At 54.5% G+C, this 18,619-nt stretch carries 11 protein-coding genes; 3 read left to right on the plus strand and 8 right to left on the minus strand.

Going from position 1 to position 18,619, the window contains the following annotated elements; all coding sequences use genetic code 11:
• Nucleotides 1-15: 15 nt before the first annotated feature.
• Nucleotides 16-2,046 carry a beta-galactosidase gene (locus POTG_RS07360; protein WP_036644773.1) on the minus strand — a complete coding sequence of 677 codons (2,031 nt, stop codon included), beginning with the start codon at nt 2,044-2,046 and terminating at the stop codon, nt 16-18.
• 128 nt (nt 2,047-2,174) lie between these two features.
• On the opposite strand from POTG_RS07360, the gene POTG_RS07365 reads away from it, so the two are divergent.
• Nucleotides 2,175-3,008: an AraC family transcriptional regulator gene (locus POTG_RS07365; protein ID WP_009224197.1), complete on the plus strand. Its 834-nt coding sequence runs from the start codon at nt 2,175-2,177 to the stop codon at nt 3,006-3,008.
• A gap of 147 nt (nt 3,009-3,155) precedes the next feature.
• Here POTG_RS07365 and POTG_RS07370 read toward each other — a convergent pair whose 3' ends face one another.
• The 6 genes from POTG_RS07370 to yicI all read right to left on the minus strand — a co-directional run bounded on the left by POTG_RS07370 (nt 3,156) and on the right by yicI (nt 13,858).
• A complete protein-coding gene (locus tag POTG_RS07370; RefSeq protein ID WP_009224198.1) occupies nt 3,156-5,555 on the minus strand; it encodes a glycoside hydrolase family 95 protein in 2,400 nt (799 codons plus the stop codon).
• A gap of 100 nt (nt 5,556-5,655) precedes the next feature.
• Nucleotides 5,656-7,377: an ABC transporter substrate-binding protein gene (locus POTG_RS07375; RefSeq protein WP_009224199.1), complete on the minus strand. Its 1,722-nt coding sequence runs from the start codon at nt 7,375-7,377 to the stop codon at nt 5,656-5,658.
• Between the two features lie 241 nt (nt 7,378-7,618).
• Nucleotides 7,619-8,524, minus strand: a complete 906-nt coding sequence (locus POTG_RS07380; protein ID WP_009224200.1) for a carbohydrate ABC transporter permease — start codon at nt 8,522-8,524, stop codon at nt 7,619-7,621.
• A 17-nt stretch (nt 8,525-8,541) separates the two neighbouring features.
• The gene (locus POTG_RS07385; RefSeq protein ID WP_009224201.1) at nt 8,542-9,522 is read right to left on the minus strand and encodes an ABC transporter permease; all 981 of its coding nucleotides are present in this window, start codon (nt 9,520-9,522) and stop codon (nt 8,542-8,544) included.
• Between the two features lie 94 nt (nt 9,523-9,616).
• Entirely contained in the window at nt 9,617-11,401 is a 1,785-nt protein-coding gene (locus POTG_RS07390) for a sensor histidine kinase (protein ID WP_036644633.1), read from the minus strand.
• 138 nt (nt 11,402-11,539) lie between these two features.
• Entirely contained in the window at nt 11,540-13,858 is a 2,319-nt protein-coding gene (gene yicI, locus POTG_RS07395) for an alpha-xylosidase (protein WP_009224203.1), read from the minus strand.
• 134 nt (nt 13,859-13,992) lie between these two features.
• Between yicI and POTG_RS07400 the strand changes: the two genes are divergently transcribed.
• A complete protein-coding gene (locus POTG_RS07400) occupies nt 13,993-14,898 on the plus strand; it encodes an AraC family transcriptional regulator (RefSeq protein WP_009224204.1) in 906 nt (301 codons plus the stop codon).
• 52 nt (nt 14,899-14,950) lie between these two features.
• On the opposite strand, the gene POTG_RS07405 is transcribed toward POTG_RS07400, so the two are convergent.
• Nucleotides 14,951-17,812, minus strand: coding sequence for a glycoside hydrolase family 3 C-terminal domain-containing protein (locus tag POTG_RS07405; protein ID WP_009224205.1), 2,862 nt, complete (start codon nt 17,810-17,812; stop codon nt 14,951-14,953).
• A 602-nt stretch (nt 17,813-18,414) separates the two neighbouring features.
• Here POTG_RS07405 and POTG_RS24680 point away from each other — a divergent pair.
• Nucleotides 18,415-18,619 (plus strand): transposase (locus POTG_RS24680; RefSeq protein ID WP_232282245.1); only part of this gene is annotated, 205 nt, incomplete at its 3' end.

Consider the following 18,619-nt stretch of genomic DNA (forward strand, 5'->3'; position numbering starts at 1 on the left):
TTTTTTGGATAATCTTTACTTTTTACCTTCCAAAATAACGACGCCCCGGCCAGGCACCTGAACCGTACCCGACACTTCCGTTTGCGCCAGCAGGTCCTTCATTCCTTCAGACCCGATTTCCACCTCAGCAGCCCCTTCGTTATGGTTCAGCAGGAACAAGAAGGCTTTGCCATCCTTCACGCGGCGTGCGACTTCGACGCCGGCTGGTGCGTCCAGCAACGGCTGGATCCCTTTCTCTTCGCATAGGTTCTTCAGGAACCCTTGCAGGAAGGCGGCGTCCGGGCTGCTTGCCACATAATAGGCGCGACCTTTGCCGAACTGGTTGACCGTCACGACCGGCATCCCCTGATAGAAATCGGAGCCGTATTCCGCTAGCACTTCTGCGCCTTCGGCATGAATCAAATCGCACAAGAGGCCGCATTCGTATTGGCCAGACAGTGCACCCCAAGCTTCTTTCATCACGATGTGGTTCGTGCGGCCCGGCAGCAAGGCGTCGATCTCCTCTGCCCAAATGCCTAGGACGGAGCGCAGCTCGCCCGGATAACCCCCGAGCGTCACCAGATCGTTCTCATTTACGATGCCGCTGAAGAAGGTGGTGACAAATGTGCCTCCGTTCGCTACGAACTCCTCGACTTTTTTCGCAAAGCCCGGCTTCACCATATACATCACCGGCGCAATCAGGATTTCGTATTTGCTGAAATCCTCTTCCACCGACACCATGTCGCTCTCCACATGCATTTGGAACAACGTATCGTAATATTTGTGGACTTCATTAACGTAATTCAAAGCTACGGTTGGACCGCTGGAAAGCTCGATCGCCCAACGGTTCTCCCAGTCATAGACGATGCCGATCTTCGCCTCGGTCCGCGCGTCCAGCAGCGTATCGCCCAGCTGCTCCAGCTCTCGGCCAAGCTCCGCCACTTCGCGGAAGACCCGGGTGTGCTCGTGACCGACATGCTCAATGACCGCACCGTGGTATTTCTCGCACGCCCCAATCGAGCGGCGCAGCTGGAAGAACATCACCGTGTCGGCGCCGCGCGCGACCGCCTGATAGCTCCAAAGGCGCATCACGCCAGGACGCTTCAGCGAGTTGTAGGGCTGCCAGTTTTGCTGGCTTGGCGTCTGCTCCATCAGCATAAACGGCGCGCCGCTCTTCAGCCCGCGCATCAAGTCATGGGCCATGGCCGTGAAGCTGACCGGCGTATCCAAGGACGGGTAGTTGTCCCAAGAAACAATGTCCATATATTTCGCCCATTTGAAATAATCCAGCTCCGGATAAAATCCCATCAAATTGGTGGTTACCGGCACGTTAGGCGTATGCTTTTTGATCTCGTCGTACTCCAGCTTGTAGCACTCCAGCAGCGATTCGGACTGGAAGCGCCGGTAATCCAGCGAAATCCCTTGGAAGTTCGTGCGGTTTCCGCCCCATTCCTCACTGAGTTCGTTAGGCACCACGATTTCTTCCCAATCATAAAACGTATGACCCCAGAATCGCGTATTCCATACCCGGTTAAGCTCATCCAACGTTTTATAACGCTCTCGCAACCACACGCGAAAGGCAGCCGCACAGTTGTCGCAATAGCAGTAGCCGCCATATTCATTGGAAACGTGCCAGATCAACAGCCCCGGATGATCCTTGTAGCGTTCCGCCAGCTTGCCGGCCAGACGGGCAGCGTATTTGCGATAGGTCGGCGAATTTGGACAGGAGTTATGACGTCCGCCAAACCGGCGTTTCCGTCCCTGCACGTCAACGCGCAGCACGTCCGGATATTTGCGGGCCATCCATGCCGGGTGAGCCCCGGTGCTGGTCGCCAGGCAGACATAAACGCCGCTCTTGTACAAGCGGTCGATCGTTTCGTCCAATTGCGTAAAGTCATACGTTTCCTCGCTAGGTTGAATGAGCGCCCAGGAAAAAACGTTGACCGTAGCCACATCGATCCCGGCCAGCTTAAACATCCGCTCGTCCTCTTTCCAAACGTCCGGTCCCCACTGCTCCGGATTGTAGTCGCCGCCGTACCAAATTTTCGGCAGTTTCTCGTTGATCACCATATCCACATCCTTTTGCGATATATAACTTCTAAGTCCATTGTAAGGTTGAAATTTCCCGCTTTATATATAATAATTTCGAATTGTAATATAATAATATGGATCAAACTTAGGAGGCAATTCGCACGATGAGTTCACGGGCCTTTACCCGTTTTGTTTTTTCCCCGGCTGCCACACCGAATCTTCCCTTGCTCCTGGAAAGCGTCGGCTATAATCCGAATCAGGAGAAAATCGTCCGCCCGGACGGCTACCCTTATTACCATTGGCTACATACCGCCGAGGGCGAGGGGGAGTTGACTTTGGGCAGCGGAACGGTCCTGCTCCCTCCAGGCAGCGGGATGCTGCTGCCGCCCGGCATGCCTCACGAATATCAAGCTAAGCGAAGCTCGACATGGGAGACGTATTACCTCACGTTTGGCGGAGCAGCTGCCGGGTCGATTCTGGCGGCGTTTGGCATCCGGGAGGCTGTCCTGTTCCGCTGGGAAGCGGAGGCGCCTATCTCCCCGCTGCTTGGCCACCTGCTCAACCGGCTGGACAGCATTCAGGACCCGTTTGGCCTGGAGACCTCAACCGAGGTGTACCGGTTCCTTGCAGTCCTGAGCCAATTCGGCCAGGTGAGCGGCAGCGCCGTCCCGCGAATCATGGAGAAGCTGGGACCGCTGCTCGCCTGGATGGAGCGGGAATACGGCAACCCCGACGTTGGGCTGGATACGTTGGCTGAAGTGGCCGGAATGTCCGGCCGACATCTCAGCAAGCTGTTCCAGCAATCGTTTGGCATCGCCCCCTACAGCTACCTCACGCAAATGCGCATCCATAAGGCGAAGGAGCATCTGGCCAGCGAACCTGGCGTCACCGTCGCCGCGATCGCCGGCAAAACGGGCTTTCGCGATGCCAGCCACTTCGTCGCCACGTTCCGCAAGCACACGGGGATGACCCCCCAACAGTTCCGTAGGCTGCATTAGGAAGAGTTCTGCCTTTGGCAGCGTGGCAGGTGGACACGAAAAAATGCAAAAGCGCTCCAAGTGGAGAGTATCAGCGATTTTGGCCTTAAAAAACTGCATTTTTGCATCAATTTGACGCCGTAACCCGCGAGACGCAGGGGCTGTCCCCTAGCCTACAAGGTACGTCGCTCCCGCTTCCGTCTGGAAGCGTTCACCTTCCTGCACGGTGCGGCCGTCCGGCAAGCGGACGCTCAGGCCATGCAGCCCGCGCAGCGTGCACTCGCCGCCGGACGTTGACGTGATGCATGCCGACGTCAGACGGCCCTCCTCCCACGTCATGTCGACGGTAAACCCTCCGCGGGCTCGCAGGCCGCTCACTTGCCCCCTCGTCCAGGCCGCAGGCAGGGCCGGCAGCAGGTCGATGCCGCCCATATGACTTTGCAGCAGCATCTCGGCGATGCCGGCTGCTCCGCCGAAGTTGCCGTCGATCTGGAACGGCGGATGATCGTCGAACAGGTTCGGATATGTGGAACGCGACAGCAGCGTGTTCACGAACCGGTGAGCGGTGTCCCCGTCGCCCAGCCGGGCGTACAGGTTAATCAGCCAGGCGCAGCTCCAGCCGGTATGGCCTCCGCCGTTCCGGATGCGCTCCTCCAGCGTGCGGCGGACGGCTTCTGCCAGCTCCGGCGTCTGCCGCACCGTGATCGCATTGCCCGGATAGAAGCCAACCAAGTGGGACACATGCCGATGTCCCGGCTCGGCTTCTGCAAACGGCTCGCTCCACTCCTGCAGCCGGCCGTCCGGGCCGATCTGCGGTTCAGCCATACGCGCCAGCATATGGGATAGCTCTTGTCGCCACGCCTCGTCAACGCCAAGGATTTCAGATGCCTGAATCGTATGTTCCAGCAGCTCACGGATCAAGAACAGATCCATCGTACTGCCCGCAGACACGCTGCAAGGCTCACCGCCATCCGGTGTCAGGAACTTGTTCTCCGGTGAAGTTGATGGGGCTGTAACCAGCTGTCCGTCCGGTCCGGGCACCAGCCAATCCTGGCAGAACTCGGCGGCTCCCTTCATCAGCGGATACGCCGTCTCCCGCAGAAACTGCTCGTCCAGCCCAAATTCGTAATGCTCCCATAAATGGCGGCACAGCCACACGCCGCCCATCGGCCAGAACGCCCAGCTGGCCTCGCCGTCCGACGGTGTGGATTGACGCCATACATCCACATTGTGATGAGCGACCCAGCCCCGGGCACCGTAATGAATCCGCGCCGTTCTCGCACCGGTAACGCTAAGATCGCGAATTAACTCAAACAACGGCTCATGGCAATCAGCCAGCCCCGCCACTTCGGCATGCCAATAATTCATCTGCGTATTGATATTGGTCGTATACCCGCAGTTCCACGGCGGCTGCACATGCGGATTCCAGATGCCCTGCAGATGAGCAGCCTCCGTCCCCGTCCGGGAGCTGGCCATCAGCAAATATCGGCCGTAGTGAAAATACAACGACTCCAGCCCAAGGTCCGACTCTCCGCGGCGATAAGCCTCAAGCCGCTCGTCGGTCGGACGGGCTGCCCGCTCGGCGGCCTCCTCCGCGCGGCCCAGCCGCAGCTCAACGCGGCCGAACAGCCGGCGGTGATCCGCCTCATGGCGCTGACGCAGCTGCTCATAGCCAAGCGCTGCGGCCGCATCCAGCGCCGCCTGGCATCGCTCCGCCGGGTCGATGCCGCCGCTTCCCGGCGCCTGATCATAGCCGGCGTAATCCGTGGCGGCTGCCAGCAGCAGCGTCACCGCCTTCGCCCCGCTCACCGTCAGCCGGCCTGAGGCATCTGCCTGCACCGTGCCGCCGCCCTCCGGCAGCGCCAAGAGCTGGGCCTCAAAGGTGAGGCCCAAGCCGTCCTCGTATAAGACCGACTGCGGATGGTCCCCGCGATAATTGTCGGCAATATGGCTGGGGGCCTGGCCTCTCATGCAGATCCGTGCCGTTTCCGCCGGCCCGCCGAAGGCTTGATGCCGAAGAAGTGAGTCCAACGAAGCGGCCATATTCACAGGTTCACTCCCCAGCGCCGTAATGCGGAGAACCATCACCTGATCAACCGCACTGATGAATACCTCGCGGCGATATTCCGCCCCCCCGATCCGATAAGTCGTCGTTGCGATCCCGGTCGCCAGATCCAATTCCCGTCGGAATCCCTGCAGCTCATTCCCATCGGCCTCCGTCGCCGAATCTCCCTGCTCTAGCCACAAATCCCCAAGCGGCTGGTAGGATTCCGTGCGTCGGCCTAGCATTTTCGCATCGATCAGTTTCTCGGCCTCTTTGTATTTGCCGGCGAAGATCAGTTCCCGGGCCGGTCCAAGGTGACGCAGCGCATCGTAGTTCTGCGGGTCCCGCGGGAATCCCGACCACAACGTATCTTCATTTAGCGCAATCCGCTCCCGATGAATCCCGCCGAAGACCATCCCGCCGATTCGCCCGTTTCCAACGGGAAGAGCTTCCTCCCAGCGAGAAGCGGGGCGATCATACCATAGCTTCCACTCCGTTTGCTCCGAATAGTTCAGTTTCCTCATCCTCCTGAATGATGTATATAATGGCTAACTGGCGCAAAAAGGCCCGAAAACACACGGGCCTTTTTGCAATCCTATTTAGATTGTTACTGCTAAGCTACAATTACAATTTCTTACCGGTAAACAATTCGACTCTCTTCTTAACCAATTCCGTATACTCGGCTTCCATCTTCTTCGCGCCGGCTTTGTCCAGCTCTTCAAGGAAAGCGTCATAAATCTTGTCGAAATCGGCTTCCTTCGCCAGAATCGCTTCCGGAATCCGCTTACGGATGATATCCTGCGTTTTTTGGTAAATCACTTGGTAATCGCCGTCCGTAGGAACAGGCATGTTGTACAGAGCGCCCCAATCCTTCGCAGGGAATGCATCTTCACCTGGGAACAGGTCTTTCCAAGTTGTTGCATTGTAAGCTTTCAACGTTTCTTTTTCAGCTTCGGTGTAGCCTGCCACGATTTGCTCAGGGAAGTTCGTGGTGTAGTAGTTGCCCGAAGGATCTTTCACGCCGTCACCATAGTTCGCACCGAAGATGCGGTACAAGCTGATGCCGGATTCCTTCGTGAAGTTCGTGCTGTCATTTACTTTACGTTCTTGAATGTCGGCTGGAATGACGCGTTGGCCGTTCTCATCAACCGTATAGTGTTTACCTTCTACGCCCCAGTTTCTCAAAACCTGACCTTCGTCAGAAGACAGCCAGTCGATAAATTTGATGGCGCGAACCGGATCTTTACATGCTGTGGTGATGCTGATTCCGTAGCCGTCAACGCCTGCTTGTTGGAAGGAATGATCTTCATATTCCTCCGTCAAAGTAACCGGGAAGTGCGCGTAAGTGTACTCGTCTTTACCAGCTGTTTTCAACGCGTTTTCTGCATCCTGATATCCCCACTCTTGGTCGATCAGGCCAAGCACGCGGCCGCTGGCAATTTTCGCTTTGTATTGGTCTTCTTTTTGCACGAATGTATCTTTATCCAGGAGGCCTTCGTTATACATGTGATTCAGCCAACGGAAGTATTCCTTCTCTTCCGGACGTTTGTAATGCAGCATCGCCTCATAAGTTTCCGGATTGACATAATATTCGCCGTCGTCCGGTGCACCTGTTGTCAGGAACGCCGGGTTCGTTACCGTAATCATGATTCTCCAGTCATCGGCGCTCAGTGTCAGCGGAATGGTTGGCTGACCATCTGTAGTCGGGTGTTTCTCTACATACTGCTTCAGCACGTTTTCAAAATCCTTAACCGTACGAATCTTCGGATATCCCAGCTCTTTCAAAACGCGTTGCTGGATTTCGAAGCCGCCGCCAGCGTCGAAGTACTGCTGATCCACGCCGCCATTCGTGAAGATGGAATAAATCGCAGGATCATCGTTGCTGTATTTCAGACGGTTCATATTTTCGCTGAAAATTTTCTTCAGGTTTGGTGCATGCTCTTCAATAAGCGGAGCCAAGTCGATAATGAGACCGGCATCCACCAGCTTGCTCAATTCCCCTTTGGCAAAAATTAGATCCGGAACGTCACCGCTTGCGGCCATCAGCGCGATTTTGTTTTCGCCGCCGCCGGCACCTACGTCAAACTCGGCTTCAAGCGTTACACCGGTTTTCTCTGTAATCACTTTGCCTACATCGTCCTGCATGTTGTTCCAGTTCGGGCTGGCATCCGCACCAAAGAAGGTAAAGGTGATCGGGCTGTTATCTGCGGACGCTTCCGCATTGCTTCCCGCGTTGCCGGTATTGCTGCTGTTGGCAGCATTGTTACCGTTACTTCCGCAACCCGCAACCAACACCGTACTCGCGAGCAAGATCGCCGCGAATGCTTTAGGGCTTTTCCACTTCATTTCTACGTTCCCCCTCGTCATCTTGATCAAACTTGTATTGTATGAACAGGCTTTCGCCTGCTGATACCTGAGTTGCTTCCCTCATTCCCGGTGTTACCCAAAAAAGTAAAGGCTTTCATCTTTGATTGAAAAAGAAATTACTCCCACCCGCCGAGTGCCGCCCCGCCGCTGATGCAGCTTGCAGCGGAGGCGGATTTGGCGGCGTTAATCCATCAGACTTACCGCCCGGCAGGCTCTAGGGTTAAGCCTTGACGGCGCCCAGCGTCATCCCATCTACGAAGTAACGCTGCAAGAACGGATAAACGATCAAGATCGGTACCGTTACAACGATAGTGATCGCCATTTTGATGGATTCCGGCGATACCTGAGCCATCTGATTCGCCATATCGTTGGCGTTGATCATTCTTGCGCCTTGGTTGGTGCTTTGTAAAATTTTCATCAACTCATATTGAAGCGTCGTCAAATGCGCTTTGTTCCCGTTGTACAGATAAGTGTCGAACCAAGAGTTCCATTGGCCTACCGCCAGGAACAAGGCGATGGTCGCCAGTACCGGCTTACAGAGCGGCAGAATCACTTTGTAGTAAATCGTGAAGTCGTTGGCTCCGTCCAGCTTGGCAGATTCCTGCAATGCATACGGCAACCCGTCGATAAAGGAACGGATGACGAACACGTTAAACGCGCTGACAACGCCCGGTAAGATGTAAATCCAGAACGTGCCGATCAAATCGAGATGGCGCATCAGCATGTAGGTTGGAACCAAACCGCCGGAGAAGTACATCGTCAACGCCAGGAAGGTGGATACAAACTTCCGGGATTTGAAATCCGGCCGGCTTAGCGTATAGGCCAGCATTGAGGCGCTGATCAAGCCAAGCACGGTCCCAAGAACCGTCCGGTAAATCGTAATTTTAAAGCCGGTAATCAGGCTGGAATAATTAAAGATCGTTTTATAGTTCTCCAAAGTGAATTCCCGCGGCCAGATGTAAATGCCGCCTCGAACCGTATCGGTGGAATCATTAAAGGAGATCGCCAACACGTTCAGGAAAGGATACAACGTGATGACCAAAATGACGCTCATGAGAATGATGTTGCAAATGTTGAAGATTTTATCGCCCCGCGTATCATTAAAGCCTCTGCTTGAACTTGCCATCGCCCTTCTCCCTCCCTTTACATGATGCTCTCTTTTGTGGTTTTCTTCATGATTCCGTTGGCCGTAAGCAGCAGGATGATGCTGACCACGGACGTGAACATACTGATGGCTGTACCATAGGAGAAACGGCTGATATTGATACCGTAGTTCAGTGCGTACAAGTCCAACACTTCGGAATAGTCGGTGACGAGCGAGTTGCTCAGCTGGAACTGCTTCTCGAACCCGATACCGATCAAATGGCCGATCGACATGATCAGCAGTACCGAAATCGTCGTCCGGATCCCCGGCAGCGTAATGTTCCAAATTTGCCGGAAACGTCCGGCTCCATCGACCCGTGCCGCTTCGTACAGCTCTTTATCGATGCCGGTGATCGCTGCCAAATAAATAATGGCGTTCCAACCGGTTTCTTTCCATACATCGGAAGCGGTTACAATTCCCCAAAACCATTTCCCTTGGGCCATGAATTGGATGGGTTCGTCAATGATATGCAAGGAAACTAAAATCTCGTTGACGATCCCGCCGTCGATCGAGAGCATTTTCGTCACGATCCCGGCGACGACTACCCAAGATACAAAGTGCGGAAGGTAGGAAATCGTCTGAACCGTCCGTTTGAAATATTTGCCGCGCAGCTCGTTCAACAACACCGCAAAGGTGATCGGAATCACGAATCCCGCGACCAGCCCCATAAAGCTCATCGCCAGCGTATTACGGAGGACCAGGTAGAACCGTTCATCCTGGAACAAATCCACGAAGTTTTTAAATCCAACCCATTTTTGCTCCGAGAAGGATTTCGCCGGCTTATAGTTTTGGAAAGCCATCGTCCATCCCCACACCGGCAGGTAGTTGAATACAAACAACCAGATCACGAATGGCATGGACATTAAATATAAGTACTTTTGCTGCAAAATGCTCCGCCAGATACCGGTCTTCCGCTTATTCTGCGGCTTAGGGGTTGCGCTTACATTTCTGGTTTCAGGCTGAGTTGACAGCGTTTCCATCTCGATTTCTCCCCCCTTGTCTGCTATAGCTTTATGATAAGGGAGGAGCGGCCGACGAAATACCCGAGAGATTTCAAACAAAACCATATAAAAATTAGAGATTGCCTCCCGCCGGGATCGTAAAGCTGATCTTCGTACCCACTCCATACTCGCTGACGATCTGTAATCCATGTTCTTCCCCATAGGAGAGGACGAGCCTTTGATGCACGTTACGCAGCCCGATGCGCCCCTGTTCCGGTTCCTTCGTACCGGAGATAAAGCGCATGACCTCATCAAGCCGCTCCGGGGTCATGCCCATTCCGTTATCCTGTACCGACACCCGGACTAATCCTTCGTCCCTTTGGATATTCACCTCCACATGGACGCCTTCTTCCTTGTCCTCTACCCCGTGCACGACAGCGTTCTCGACGAGCGGCTGAATGATCAGCGGCGGCACCCGAATAGATCTGGCTGCGGGATCAATAGATAAGGTATAAGTTAGCCGGTCCTCATAACGAAACTTCTGAATTTCCAAATAGGAGCTGACCATTTCCAGCTCTTCCTTCAGCGGTGTGCTTTCCCGGCCGACCTCCAAATTTTTGCGCATCATCTTGCCCAGCAACCGGACCACGTTGGCAATTTCCTTGTCCCCTTTGAGATGAGCGTTCATCCGGATGGACTCTAAAGCGTTAAACAAAAAATGCGGATTAATCTGGCTGGCCATCATCTTCAGCTTAATCTCGCGTTGGGCTAGCTCCAGGGCATTGTTTTGTTCTGTTTTCTCCACGACCTGGTCCATCAGCCGGCGGATGCTGTCCACCATGTAGTTGAACTGCCGGGACAACTGTCCGATCTCATCATTCCCGTCGATCCGCGACACGACGTTCAGGTCCCCTAAGGCCAGACGGTTTAAGTGACGGCTCAATCGCAGCATCCGGTTGGTCGTCAGGAACGATACGGTGTATACGAACACCAGCGCGATCAGCAATACGAGAAGGATAATCAGCAATCCGACAAGGCTTACGGTATTTGCGTCCTTAACAATCGGCTTCGTCGCAAACACGGAAATAAACTTCAGACCGTTCATGCTGGATTCCGGGATCAAGGTGTCGATGACGAGATAGGATGGAACTCCTTGGATATCTACCCGAAACGTCCCCTTTTGCTGGGTTCGCAAGTCGATGCCGTAATCCAAATCCTCCAGCGTTTTACCGACGATCGCCGGGTTATTGGCGGCCACAACATAACCTAAATCATCGGTGATCAGCGTCTCAAAAGGCTCTTGCTGCAGCATCCGGTTCAGTTCCTCCTGGTTCATGATGACCATGAGTACACCGCTTTTCTTTGTTCCTTTAAAAGAGATCTGCCGAACGAGACTCAGCCGCTTGACCGGAACCTCCTGATTGTCGTTGATGTAGAACCACCCGATGTCTTTGCTCTTCATCGCTTGCTGGTACCAATACATGCCCTCGATTTCCTCGTTCACCGGGATTAATTCCAGGTTGTTGATCAAGGTAGGATTATCGTAATAGAAGCGAATCCCCGAGACTTCACGATAGGTTCTGTCATAAGCGCGAAAATCATTATAATTGAGATACGCTTTGGTCAGCTCTAACACATTGGGATACGTGGTGCTAACGATCTTCTCCAGCCCTTCGTCGAGCATAAAAATATCGGAGATATCCATAGGCACACGAAGCATTGCAGCGGTTCGGGTTTTTACCTTTTCGACGTTGTTGGTGGTTTGAGCGATCGCCCGTTCCATGGCTTGATTACGAAAGTAAGCGGTTACGGCTACGCCGACAATCAGGACAGGAATCATGACCACGACGATATAGGAAATGAGCAGCTTATGCTTCAGCCGCAAATTATTGGTGATGCGAATCAGTTTGCTTAACAATCGGATCACCTCTCACCTAAATGGAAATATCCCCTTCGTCAAAGGGAAAGGGGATATTTCAGTTTCCCCGGGCACGTACCGTGCGCCGGGGATGCCTGTCACATATTAAATTAAGATGCGATTAAGGTCTAGGACCAATTATTTCAAGGTGATTTGCAGTTCGGTTTTCCCTGTGAAAGCATCAACTTTTACTGCACCATTGCTGGACAACGCTGCACCTTGCACCGACTCCGCTTCGCCCATGCCGTGCAATGTTACGTAGAACGGTTTGCCGGCGCCTTCTGCAGTCAGCTTCACAAGCTTACCTTCGCGAACGACCGTAACTTGGAGTTCAGCTTCGCCTTTGGTGTTCCGTACCGTGCGGGATACGGTTGCCCCGTCTTCGATCGTATACAAGCCAAGCTCAACTTCATTCGCATAGTCGTAATCCGGACGAACGTCGTTTGCCCCCGTCGCCAGAATCGAGTTCGGACGAACGAACAGCGGCAAGCTGAAGAAATCATATTTCTCTTTGCGCCATTTGCCGCCTTCCACCGTCTGTCCCGACAGCAAATGCGTCCACTGGCCATCCGGCAGGTAGTAAGTTACGTCGCCTTGTTCGCTGAACACCGGCGCTACTAGCAGCGAGTCGCCCAGCATATATTGACGGTCCAATGTTTCGGCGGCCGGATCGTCCGGAAATTCCAGGAACATCGCCCGCATCGTTGGCACGCCTTGCTGCGTCGCTTGAACCGCAATGTCGAACATATACGGCATCAAACGGCATTTCAGCTTGGTGAAGAACCGGGTTACGTCCACCGCCTCGTCGTCATATGCCCAAGGCACGCGGTACGAACTGCTGCCGTGCAGACGGCTGTGGCTGGACAGCAAGCCAAAGGCCAGCCAACGCTTGAACACATGCGCCGGAGCCGTGTTCTCAAATCCGCCGATATCGTGGCTCCAGAAGCCGAAGCCGGCGAGACCCAGCGACAAGCCGCCGCGAAGGCTTTCCGCCATCGACTCATAATCGGCGTAGCAGTCGCCGCCCCAGTGAACCGGGAACTTCTGACCGCCGACGGTTGCCGAACGGGCGAACAAGGCGGCTTCATTTTTGCCCAGCTTCTCTTCCAGCACTTCAAAAACAACTTTGTTGTACAGGTACGTGTAGTAATTGTGCATTTTCACTGGATCGGAGCCATCGTGATACACGACATCCGTCGGAATCCGTTCGCCGAAGTCGGTCTTGAAGCAGTCGACACCCATATCGACCAGCTCCCGCAGATATCCGGCAAACCATTCGCAAGCCGCCGGATTCGTGAAGTCCACCAGCGCCATGCCCGGTTGCCACAAGTTCCATTGCCATACGTCGCCGTTTGGTTTTTTCACCAGGTAGCCGTTCTTCTTGCCTTCCTCAAACAGACGGGAACGCTGCCCAATATACGGGTTGATCCAAACGCAGATTTTCAGCCCTTTCTCCTTCAGGCGCTTCAGCATGCCCACCGGATCCGGAAAGACGCGCTCGTCCCATTTGAAGTCCGTCCAGTGGAATTCGCGCATCCAGAAGCAATCGAAATGGAAGACGTGCAGCGGCAAGTCGCGCTCCGCCATGCCGTCCACGAAGGAGTTAACGGTCGCCTCGTCATAATCGGTCGTAAACGAGGTCGTCAGCCACAAGCCAAAGCTCCACGCCGGAGGAAGCGAAGGCTTGCCAGTCAAATCGGTATACTTGTTCATCACATCCTTTGGCTCCGGACCGTCGATCACGAAATACTCAATCGATTCGCCGGGAACACTAAACTGTACTTTTTTGACTTTTTCCGATGCGACTTCAAACGAAACCGCGCCCGGATCATTTACAAACACACCATATCCTTTATTCGTCACGTAAAAAGGAATGTTCTTATAGGACTGCTCAGAGCTCGTCCCGCCGTCCTTGTTCCAGATGTCAATAACTTGACCGTTCTTGAGGAACGAGGTGAAGCGTTCGCCCAAACCGTACACCCATTCGCCGACGCGCAGGTCAAGCTCTTCGCGCATATAAGTGTTGCCACCCTTTTCGGTTATATGCGCCATCGATTTGTAGCCGCTGCCGGTAATCCGCTCGTTGCCGCGGAAGAAATCCACGGACCATTGCGGGCCTTTGTTGATGCGGACGCTAAGGCTGCCGCTTTTCAGCTCGGCATAGTGCTCGTTCACAGTAATCTCGGCATGGTCGCCGCCCTTCGCCAATTCAAAATGCGGACCATGGTCCACCGTCCCGGCAAAATGGATCAGCTTCACGCCAATGACCCCCGGCAACGGGGAATGGAACTGCATCGTCAGCAATGTCGTATTAATCATATCGCCCCGGCCGCGAAGCGGCGTCGTGGAGGCGGAGGCAATTAAAGTATGATCTTTTACTTGAAAATCATAGGCCTGTACCGCGGTGGAAAGCGTAAACTCTTCGCGAATCAGCCAGTTACCATCGGTAAACTTCATGGGTGGAATACCGCCTTTCTCGTCGCATTGTTTTTCTTATGAAAACGCTCTATACTTGCATTATACTGATACCACTAATATAAAACTAACATTATCAAGCCGAAATATAACACTATTTTGATGAGGTGACCTGTATGGATCAAGCGCTCCGCCGCTCCCTGAAGGAGAGCAAGAGTCACGGCAACGAGCGGCAGCCGTTCGGAACCTATTGGTACCGCTACGGGCCCGGTGAACATGTGATCGACTGCCATTGGCATGATGAAGCCGAGTTCTTCTATTGCCTTGAAGGCGAAACGCTGTTTCAGGTCGATACAGATTACTTCCCGGTTGGGGCCGGAGAAGCGGTGTTTATCGACGGCGGCGACATTCACGCCGCCCATGCGCATGGTGATCAAGGCTGCGCGTTTTTCTCCCTTGTGTTTGACACCCAACTGCTGGCTAGCGCGCACTATGATGCGGTCCAGGAGAATCTGGTGCTGCCCTTGCAGGAACGAAAGGCGACGTTCCCCCGCCATATCCGGCGCGAGACAGCGGCAGACCTGTCGCTGCTGGAGCATATCGTGGCGTTGATGCGCAGCTGCAGCACCGAATCGCCCGGCTATGAAGGCGCCGTCAAAGGGCATCTCTTCTTGATGCTGGCGGAGATCGCGGCCACCGGCCGGGCCGTCAACCGTTCCCATAGCAGCAGCCGCAGCGAGTCGTCCAAGATTGACCGGCTCAAGACGGTCATCCAGCATATCCAGCACAACTACAGCCATCCGATCCGGCTGGCAGAGCTGGCCGCGCTGATTCCGATGAGCGAAGGCCAGTTTTGCCGCTTCTTCAAGTCGATGACCCGGCAGACGCCGATGGATTACATCAATTCGTACCGGATCCGCCAGGCCGCCGAGCTGCTGCGCGAACCGGAACGTAAAATCTCCGATATCGCACTGGAGGTCGGCTTCGACAACATCAGCTACTTCATCCGCGTGTTCCGTAAAGCGATGAACTGCTCGCCGTCGGAATTCCGCAAGCGGCTGCAGGCTTCGGTCGAGGTCTAGGTTCGCTGATTGCGGTTGATTCAATAAGTAATCACAGGAAGTAGCCGTAGGTTTAGCCCAGCCGGAACCAGCTGATTTGCGTTTCACCTTGCAAATGCAGGTACACATCCTGCCGGCCCGACAAGCTTGCCGCGGCTTCTGCGGTGACCGTTGTCCAAGCTTGGCGACCGCCGGTAGGCAGGATCTTGCAGGTGATCACCGACTCGCCATCCGGAGAATCCAGCGTTACGGCGATTTCACCGCCCTTCAGATTCCCCGATACCCGGGCTTCAAATCGGGATGCTCCTTCGCCTAGTTCGACATCACGGAAGGCAATCCACCCGCGTTCGCTTTTCAGCCGGATGCATTCACCGCCTTCACGGCATTCATCGAGGAAAACTTGCTCGTAGTCGTCATAGTTGACCGCGCGGACTGGTTCACGCAGCGAGCGCGGAGGCACGGTTTCGCCGTCAACCTGAAGCGTTCCCGTCAAGGCGATCTCGTCCGAGGAAGGGCCAACCATCACCGTATATTCGCCCGACTCCACGCAATAGCGATCTCGGGTCACGTCCCAGAACGCCAGCTCTTCTGCTTTCAGCGTAAAGGTCACCCGCTGCGTCTCATCCGGCTGCAAATGCAGGCGGGTAAAGCCCTTCAACGTCTTCAGCGGCCGCGGCACGCGCGATTGCCCGATTCGCACGTACAGTTGCGGCACTTCGTCCCCGGCTATGTTCCCGGCATTACGCACATCAAACGAAATCTGAACCTCGCCATCCTGACCTATCGCGGCCCGATCCAGTGCAAGATCGCTATATTCAAACGTCGTATAGCTAAGCCCATGACCAAACGGATACAGCACCTCGCCGTCAAAATATTGATAAGTCCGTTTGCCCTTAATAATGTCGTAATCCATAATGTCCGGCAGTTGGTCCACCGATTGGTACCAGGTCATATTCAACCGCCCCGCCGGATTATAGTCGCCGAACAGCACGTCAGTCACGGCATGGCCCAGCTCTTGGGCGGAATGAGAGGTAAACAGGATCGACGGTACATGCGCGTTCTCCCAGTTCACTGCAAACGGATAGCTGCCGACGATGACGACCACCGTATTAGGATTCACCGCTCTTACGGCTTGAATTAATGCTTGCTGCGCCGGCGGAAGCACGATGTCCACCCGGTCGATCGTTTCCTTCGCATTGATGAACGGGTTGTTGCCCACGAAGACAACCGCCGTCTCCGCCGATTTGGCAGCCTGTACGGCTTGCTCGATCCCGCTCTCCACAATTTCCACGATCCATTGTTCTCCTGGAAGGCGACTATCCACCTTCACGGCATTATCAAAAACATTCTCACCCACAGCAATCAACCCGCCGCGTTCGTTCAAGACGATTGGCCGTCCGTTCCACGCCTTCAACTCGACCTTGCCGCTCGAAGCCGGGCGGAAGTCGAACACTTCCTTGACAAACCAGCCGCTTGCTTCGTTCGCCGTCGCCGTCAGCAATCCCGATTCGGTCTCCGTCACGAACTTGCCGTTCTCCACCGACCGCAGCGTGATGGAGCCCCAGCCCCAATCGTTACGCTCAAAAACGGACGCATCGGCCGCATTCTCGCCGGTCGCCTCCAGAACGGCTTCCGCTCCTTCGCCAGACGTGATCCGGACATATTTACCGGTCAAGGCCGAGCGCAGGCGAATCCGATCCAGGCCAGTTCCGAACAGGACGGGGCGATCGCCCATTTTCTCCTTAATGCCCTGAAGCGGGGTGATGCGGTACGGCGGCGTGCCGCTGTACCAGTCGGTATAGGCTTCATTGGCCAGCGGCCCGACAACCGCGACAGAACCTAACGTTTGCGGTAAAGGCAGTAAGCCTTCGTTCTTCAGCAGTACGATCGCTTCGCGGGAAGCCTTTAGCGCCAAGGCCGCATGCTCCGGTGCGCACAGCTTCTCTTCCGGCACGCGGCTGTACGGGTTCCGCTCCTCCGGATCAAATTCACCCAACCGGAAGCGAACGCGGAAGGCATTCCGTAGCGCACGGTCCAAGTCCGATTCAGCCAGCAAACCTTGCTCCAGCGCATTCCGCAGCGCATGGAACATAATCGGCTGCTCATCCGTCATGCTGTCGATGCCTGCCTTGATGCTCCCTGCAACCGCTTCGGCATAAGACTCCACATATTTGTGATCCAGCACCGTGCCCATGACGTCGCCGGCGTCGCCGACAACAAACCCGTCCATCTCCCATTCGCCCTTGACGATCTCGTTGACTTCCGAATTCAGGTTGCAAGGCGTACCGTTGATCCCGTTGTAAGCCGTCATCATCGAACCTGCGCGACCTTCCCGGAACGCCCGCTCAAACGCTTTCAAATAATACTCCCGTTTGTTGCGCGGATCGATGCTCACCGATTCACTGCCACGACCGATTTCATTGTTATTTGCGTAAAAATGCTTCAGCGTGGCTACCGCCTTGTAATAAAACGGATGATCGCCTTGCAGCCCCTTCACCAGTTCGGTCGTTAACGCTCCCGTGAGATGCGGATCTTCGCCGTAGGCTTCCTCTGTCCGGCCCCAACGCGGATCGCGCTCCATATCTACGGTTGGCGCCCAGATCGTCAAGCCGTTCACTTCCGGATTCCGCTGAAAATACACGCGCGCCTCATCCCCAATCACCGAGCCGATTTGGCGCATCAACTCGGGATTCCAGGTGCAGGCTAGTCCGGTGTTTTGCGGGAAGGACGTGGCTTCCCCCAACCAAGCTACGCCGTGCGCGCCTTCCGTGCCATGCTTGTATTTTTTGACGCCAAGCCGCGGCACTTCCGTTTGGAATTGGCACATCAGCTCAATTTTCTCATCCAATGTAAATCGGCTAACCAAGTCGTCCACCCGCTCCGCCAGCGGCAGATCAGGGTTCTGAAAAGGATATTGGTACGTGTTGTCCGTCATACAATTACCTCGCTCTCCTACTCTATCATTTCATTGTAAGCGCTTAAGAATTTGTCACTGCTTATACCATCAGGTCTACCACCCTATCATAGTCCGCGTCTTCTTTCAGCGATACACGGAATATTAGATCATTTTTCATATAAAAATATCGCATGGCCGGCACGTCCTATCGCCAGCATGGCCTCATCGCCGGTAAGGCCCCATCGTCATCCACCCTTCTCCAGCAGCCCCATAGGCTATTTCGCGCCCTTCTTTCTGCGATTATCCCTTTCGTTCAGAACGGGGGGGGGATCGAGGAAGGGAATCTTCCAGCTGCACCTCTTTTCACGAATATCCCTTTTATTCAGAATGGGGAGATCGAGGAAGAGATCTTCTAGCAGCCTTTTTGCACGATTATCCCTTTGGTTCAGAACTGGGAAATCCATAGGAGGGATAGAAATGAGGTGGCTCATGGAGCTGATCATTCCGTTTTTTACGAAGATAAGATGGTTTATTTGGGATATTTTTCTTGATTTACGAACAGGTGTTTGGTATAATGATAACAAAGAGAACATATGTACGCATTTGTTGAGTTAGAGGGATTTAAATTGGAGGGATCGGGCATGGGTTTTTATACGAATGCAGAGCTTCAATCTATCAGCAGCCGTTTTCGAAGTGAGTCCGACTGTATCGAGGCGATCATCGCTATGAAGTGGCCAAACGGCTTCGTCTGCCCGCGCTGCGCTTATACCGAGTGCACCCGTCTGTCCTCCCGACGCCTTCCGTTGTTTGAGTGCAGAAAATGCGGCTATCAAGCCTCACCTTTGC

The organism is Paenibacillus sp. oral taxon 786 str. D14 (genome assembly GCF_000159955.1).
Taxonomy (GTDB): Bacteria; Bacillota; Bacilli; order Paenibacillales; family Paenibacillaceae; genus Fontibacillus; species Fontibacillus phoenicis.

Excerpts from the sequence above, each read along its gene's own strand:
- POTG_RS07400 (WP_009224204.1), top strand. The coding sequence starts at position 13,993 with ATGGATCAAGCGCTCCGCCGCTCCCTGAAGGAGAGCAAGAGTCACGGC.
- POTG_RS07370 (WP_009224198.1), bottom strand. The coding sequence starts at position 5,555 with ATGAGGAAACTGAACTATTCGGAGCAAACGGAGTGGAAGCTATGGTAT.
- yicI (WP_009224203.1), bottom strand. The coding sequence starts at position 13,858 with ATGAAGTTTACCGATGGTAACTGGCTGATTCGCGAAGAGTTTACGCTT.
- POTG_RS07375 (WP_009224199.1), bottom strand. The coding sequence starts at position 7,377 with ATGAAGTGGAAAAGCCCTAAAGCATTCGCGGCGATCTTGCTCGCGAGT.
- POTG_RS07365 (WP_009224197.1), top strand. The coding sequence starts at position 2,175 with ATGAGTTCACGGGCCTTTACCCGTTTTGTTTTTTCCCCGGCTGCCACA.
- POTG_RS07380 (WP_009224200.1), bottom strand. The coding sequence starts at position 8,524 with ATGGCAAGTTCAAGCAGAGGCTTTAATGATACGCGGGGCGATAAAATC.
- POTG_RS07385 (WP_009224201.1), bottom strand. The coding sequence starts at position 9,522 with ATGGAAACGCTGTCAACTCAGCCTGAAACCAGAAATGTAAGCGCAACC.
- POTG_RS07405 (WP_009224205.1), bottom strand. The coding sequence starts at position 17,812 with ATGACGGACAACACGTACCAATATCCTTTTCAGAACCCTGATCTGCCG.